At 53.7% G+C, this 6,201-nt stretch carries 4 protein-coding genes and 1 pseudogene; all 5 read right to left on the reverse strand.

The window, feature by feature from the left end:
• Positions 1 to 390, reverse strand: a pseudogene (locus ACML7B_RS08615) (DNA-directed RNA polymerase subunit beta'); the annotation flags it as partial.
• A 14-nt stretch (positions 391 to 404) separates the two neighbouring features.
• Complete coding sequence (locus ACML7B_RS08620; protein WP_418540645.1) at positions 405 to 4,271, reverse strand: DNA-directed RNA polymerase subunit beta; 3,867 nt, start codon at positions 4,269 to 4,271, stop codon at positions 405 to 407.
• Between the two features lie 231 nt (positions 4,272 to 4,502).
• Positions 4,503 to 4,772 (reverse strand): type II toxin-antitoxin system YafQ family toxin, encoded by a 270-nt coding sequence (locus tag ACML7B_RS08625; RefSeq protein ID WP_418540647.1) that lies wholly within the window; start codon positions 4,770 to 4,772, stop codon positions 4,503 to 4,505.
• Positions 4,762 to 4,983 (reverse strand): hypothetical protein, encoded by a 222-nt coding sequence (locus ACML7B_RS08630; RefSeq protein ID WP_418540648.1) that lies wholly within the window; start codon positions 4,981 to 4,983, stop codon positions 4,762 to 4,764. The genes ACML7B_RS08625 and ACML7B_RS08630 overlap by 11 nt, the downstream gene beginning before the upstream one ends.
• A gap of 107 nt (positions 4,984 to 5,090) precedes the next feature.
• Positions 5,091 to 6,201, reverse strand: a 1,111-nt coding sequence (locus ACML7B_RS08635; RefSeq protein ID WP_418540650.1) for a M20 family metallo-hydrolase, incomplete at its 5' end; no start/stop codon positions are given.

The following is a 6,201-nucleotide window of genomic DNA, read 5'->3' on the forward strand; positions in this document are numbered from 1 at the left end:
GGGAGACAGGTCCAGGATCAGTCCCATCCGGCTGGGGATCCCCTTGAAATACCAGATGTGTGATACCGGAGCCGCCAGGGCGATATGGCCCATCCGCTCCCGGCGCACGCTGGACTTGGTCACTTCCACGCCGCAGCGGTCGCACACAACGCCTTTATAACGGATCTTCTTATATTTTCCACAATGACACTCCCAGTCCTTGCTGGGTCCGAAGATACGCTCACAGAACAGACCGTCCTTCTCCGGCTTCAAGGTCCTGTAGTTGATGGTCTCCGGCTTGGTAACCTCGCCTCTGGACCACTCCAGGATCTTCTCAGGTGATGCCAAACCGATCTTGATCGCGTCAAAGGTCATTGGCTGATATGTTTGTTCCCTGTTATTTTCTGGCATACTGGCACCCCTTCCTATTCATTGTCTGAATCATTATACGCGAAGTCATCAGTTTCCTCAAATTCGATCTCAAAATCTTCCTCATCAGGCTCTTCTTCCACGTCTACCAGCTGTTCATCCTGGAATTCCTGCTCGGTATAACCGTGCTCGCCCAGGTTGTCCTCTCTGCCGTATTTCCGGTCGCCCTCGATCAGGGAGCGGAAATCGGTCTCGCCCATATCCACGGTCTCCATGATCTCCACTTCTGTGTTGTCGTCACGCAGCACGCGCACATCCAGACCAAGGGACTGCAGCTCTTTCAAGAGTACCTTGAAGGATTCCGGGATACCCGGTTCCGGGATGTTCTCGCCTTTAATGATGGCTTCGTAAGTCTTCACACGTCCTACTACATCGTCAGATTTCACCGTCAGGATCTCCTGCAGCGTGTAGGAAGCGCCGTAGGCCTCCAGGGCCCATACTTCCATCTCTCCGAAACGCTGACCGCCGAACTGGGCTTTTCCTCCCAGCGGCTGCTGGGTAACCAGTGAGTACGGTCCCGTGGAACGGGCATGGATCTTATCGTCTACCAGGTGATGGAGCTTCAGGTAATGCATGTGTCCGATGGTAACCGGGCTGTCGAAGAACTCTCCGGTACGTCCGTCTCTTAAGCGCACTTTTCCGTCTCTGGAGATGGGAACGCCCTTCCACAGCTTCCTGTGGTCGCGGTTGTCATAGAGATACTGCATCACTTCCGGAAGCAGCTCTTCCTTATGCTTGGCCTCAAACTCTTCCCAGCTTAAGTTTACATAATCGTTGGCAAGATCCAGGGTGTCCATGATATCATTCTCATCCGCCCCGTCAAAGACCGGTGTGGAGATATTGAATCCCAGAGCCTTTGCCGCCAGGGACAGATGGATCTCCAGCACCTGCCCGATATTCATACGGGAAGGTACGCCCAGCGGGTTCAGCACGATGTCCAGCGGCCGTCCGTTCGGCAGGAACGGCATATCCTCCACCGGCAGCACCCGGGATACAACACCCTTGTTTCCGTGACGTCCGGCCATCTTGTCACCCACAGAGATCTTTCTCTTCTGTGCAATGTAGATGCGCACGGATTCATTGACGCCCGGAGACAGCTCGTCGCCGTTCTCTCTTGTAAATACTTTGGCGTCTACCACGATACCATATTCTCCATGAGGCACCTTGAGGGAGGTGTCTCTTACTTCTCTTGCCTTCTCGCCGAAGATGGCCCGAAGGAGCCGCTCTTCCGCGGTCAGCTCGGTCTCGCCCTTAGGCGTTACCTTACCTACCAGGATATCTCCTGCGCGCACCTCTGCGCCGATGCGGATGATTCCTCTCTCATCCAGGTTCTTGAGGGCGTCGTCGCCCACACCCGGGATATCACGGGTGATCTCTTCCGGTCCCAGCTTGGTGTCACGGGCTTCCGCCTCGTACTCCTCGATGTGGACAGATGTATAGACATCGTCCTGCACCAGTCTCTCGCTTAACAGAACCGCGTCCTCGTAGTTATAACCTTCCCAGGTCATAAAGCCGATCAGCGGGTTCTTGCCAAGGGCCATCTCTCCGTTAGAGGTGGAAGGACCGTCCGCGATCACGTCGCCGGCCTTCACCTGATCGCCCTTGAAGACGATGGGCCGCTGGTTGTAGCAGTTGCTCTGGTTACTGCGGACGAATTTCGCCAGCTTATATTTCTTCAGGCTGCCGTCCGTCTGACGGATATGGATCTCAGTAGAGGCAGAACGCTCTACCACGCCGTCGGCCTCGGCCACTACGCACACGCCGGAGTCCACGGCCGCCTTTTCTTCCATACCTGTTCCAACCACCGGCGCCTCTGTCATAAGAAGCGGCACGGCCTGACGCTGCATGTTGGAACCCATCAGGGCACGGTTGGCGTCGTCATTTTCCAGGAAGGGGATGAGGGCCGTTGCCACGGAGAATACCATCTTCGGGGAAACGTCCATGTAATCGAACATGCTGCGCTCATACTCCTGAGTCTCTTCCCGGTAACGACCGGATACGTTCTTACGGATGAAATGACCTTCCTCGTCCAGAGGCTCGTTGGCCTGAGCCACGTGGTAATTGTCTTCCTCATCCGCCGTCATATATACAACTTCATCGGTAACCACCGGATTCTCCGGGTCAGAGTGATCGATCTTGCGGTACGGAGCCTCCACGAATCCGTACTGGTTGATCCTGGCGTAGCAGGCCAGGGAGTTGATCAGTCCGATGTTGGGTCCTTCCGGGGTCTCAATGGGACACATTCTTCCGTAGTGGGAATAGTGTACGTCACGCACCTCGAATCCGGCCCGGTCTCTGGAAAGACCTCCCGGTCCAAGGGCGGAGAGACGTCTCTTGTGGGTCAGCTCGCCCAGCGGGTTGTTCTGATCCATGAACTGGGACAGCTGGGAGGATCCGAAGAATTCCTTCACCGCAGCGGTCACCGGTTTGATGTTGATCAGGGACTGGGGAGAGATCCCCTCCAGGTCCTGAGTGGTCATACGCTCCCGGACTACTCTCTCCAGACGGGACAGTCCGATCCGGTACTGGTTCTGCAACAGCTCGCCTACCGCGCGGATCCGGCGGTTGCCCAGGTGGTCGATGTCATCGTCGTTGCCCAGTCCGTACTCCAGGTGCATATTATAGTTAATGGAAGCAAGAATATCTTCCTTGGTAATGTGCTTGGGGATCAGATCGTGGATATCTCTGCGGATCGCATTTTTCAGCTCCTCGATATCTCCTGCTGTCTCCTCCAGAAGGCCGGACAGTACCGGATAGTATACCAGCTCTGTCACGCCCACTTCCTTGGGGTCGATATCAACCACAGACCGAAGGTCCACCATCATGTTGGAGAGCACCTTGATATTGCGCTCCTCATCCGGACGCTGGATCCATACAAAGGGAACCGCCGCGTACTGGATGGTATCCGCCAGCTCTCTGGTCACCTTGGTCCCGGCTTCCGCCAGCACTTCGCCGGTCAGAGGACTCACCACATCCTCCGCCAGTACATGGCCTGCGATCCGGTTGCGGAACATAAGCTTCTTATTAAATTTATACCGGCCCACTTTGGCCAGGTCGTACCGTCTGGGATCAAAGAACATGCTGGTGATCAGGCTCTCCGCACTGTCCACTGCCAGCGGCTCGCCCGGACGGATCTTCTTATACAGCTCCAGAAGACCTTCCTGATAATTCGTGGCAGCGTCTTTTTCGAAGCTTGCCATGATCTTCGGCTCTTCTCCGAACAATTCCAGGATCTCTGTGTTCGTGCCGATTCCAAGGGCACGGATCAGTACCGTGATAGGCACCTTCCTGGTTCTGTCTACACGTACATAAAAAACGTCATTGGAGTCGGTCTCATATTCCAGCCACGCGCCCCGGTTGGGGATCACGGTACAGGAATACAGCTTTTTACCCAGCTTGTCATGGGCAATCCCATAGTAAATGCCCGGGGAACGCACAAGCTGACTTACAATGACACGCTCCGCGCCATTGATCACAAAGGTTCCCGTGCTGGTCATCAGCGGCAGATCGCCCATAAAGATCTCATGCTCGTTGATCTCATCCGTCTCCTTGTTGTGGAGTCTTACCTTTACTTTCAGAGGCGCCGCATAGGTGGCGTCACGCTCCTTGCATTCCTCGATCGAGTACTTTACGTCATCCTCACACAAGGTAAAGTCAACGAACTCCAGGCTCAGATGCCCGCTGTAGTCAGCGATGGGAGAAATGTCATCAAATACTTCTTTTAATCCTTCGTCCAGGAACCACTGGTAGGAATCCTTCTGGACTTCGATCAAATTAGGCATCTGAAGAACTTCTTTTTGCCTGGAATAGCTCATGCGTGAACTTTTTCCGCTTTTGATAGGACGAATTCTGTTTTTCTCCATATTGACGTTTCACTCCTCATTTATTTTTTTGTGGGCTGCGTCGATGTCCCAAAAACATTGCAAAATACAGTAAAAACAGCTCTTGTAAACTCTTTTTTTCACAACATTATGGCATGGCTTTTCACAATAAGTGCATTTTTAACTATAGCACAAAACTTTTCGGCTTGTCAACGTTTTTTCAGAGAAAGTTGAGAGAAATTCTCAGATGATAAATATAGATGAAAGAATCTATTACCTTTTGAATAAATCCGAATGTGTCCCGGTCCTGATCAATTCCAGAAAATCGTCTTTATATCGGTAGATCAACAGCCAGTCAGGAGTTATATGGCACTCTCTGTATCCCGTATAATCTCCCGACAGACCATGATCTTTATATTGCCAGGGAAGTGCTGCCGGTTTTGCCAAAATTGCAACCGCTGTCTTTAGCAGTTCCATGTTCAGCCCTCTCTTTTTACATTTTTTATAGTCCTTTTTAAATTGTCCCGAATCCCTAATCTTCAATTATATCGTCCTCCAAACTTTTCCACAGTTCATCCAGAGAGTCAAAACACTCTCCACCTCCATTTTCCATTTCCCGCATCGCCTTTATCGTCTCTTCATTTGGGATTCCATCCCCGGCAGTCACAATTTTCTGCAAAAATGCGATCACATATCGAATCTGATAATCCGGTACTGCCTCCAGCAACTGCATTGCCATCTCTCTGTCGCTCATTTTTCACACCTCCTTTCCCCTATCACTCTTTTTATCAGAATAGCACAGATAGCAAACCCCGGCTACCCTTTTATATACTTGAGATTATAATACTTCAGATTATAACTTTACTCCACAATGAGCTGCTCCGCCAGCTCCCCCATAACCTCCGCCGCCCGGGCCAGATCCTCATATTCCGTATACTCCTCCGGGCAATGGCTCCTTCCCGCCCGGCTGGGCGCAAAGAGCATCACCGCCGGGGCTGCTTTCGCCATCTCCTGGGCGTCATGGCCGGCGCCGCTTGGCAGATACCGGTAAGAGTAACCCCTCTCACGGCAGCTCTCTTCCAGAACCCCCAGCATCTCCCGGCTCATGGGCGTAGGATCGGTCATAAGCTTGGTCTCTATCTCATAGCTTCCGCCAATCTTCTTTGTCTCCCGCTCCAGAGCTTCCCGCAGGTTGTCCGCGATCCTGCAGATATGTCCATTGTCCATAGAGCGGATGTCCACCGTAAACTCCACCCGCTCCGCCACGATGTTCATACCTCCGGGGACTGTATGGATGTAGCCCACCGTCGCTACCGTCCCCTCTCCTTCTTCTCTTGCCCAGTCCGGGATCCTGGCCATAACCTTGGCCGCCGCCTCCGCCGCATCATGGCGCATCTCCATGGGCGTGGTCCCGGCGTGATCCGCACGGCCCAGGACAGATGCCGCGTATCTCTGGATCCCCACGATGCCTTCCACCAGTCCCAGTTCAACCCCCTCTACATCCAGCACCGGCCCCTGCTCGATGTGGATCTCCAGGAACGCGCCAATGGAACCTTCCGGCCATGCCGCCTCCCCGATCTTCTCCGGGTCAAGCCCATAGGCTTTCATAGCCTCATAGATGGAGATCCCCTTCGTATCTCTATAGTTATGGCAATATGCCTGATCCCGTTCCCCCAGCATGGCTCCGGACCCAAAGTAGCCGGTGCCGAAGCGCACGCCCTCCTCATCGCAGAATCCCACAACCACCAGGTCCCGCTTTGGGCTGATCCCCTTCTCCCGGAGGGACCTTGCTATCTCAACGGCGCAGACCACCCCGGCGATCCCGTCATAATCGCCGCCCTGCATCACCGAATCATAATGAGATCCCATCATCACGCAGGGAAGCGCCGGATCTTCTCCCCGCCATACCCCGATCACATTGCCGACAGCATCCTCTCTCGCTTCCAGTCCCGCTTCTTCCATGATCTTCTTC

Source organism: Massilistercora timonensis, assembly GCF_048354975.1.
Classification (GTDB): domain Bacteria; phylum Bacillota; class Clostridia; order Lachnospirales; family Lachnospiraceae; genus Massilistercora; species Massilistercora timonensis.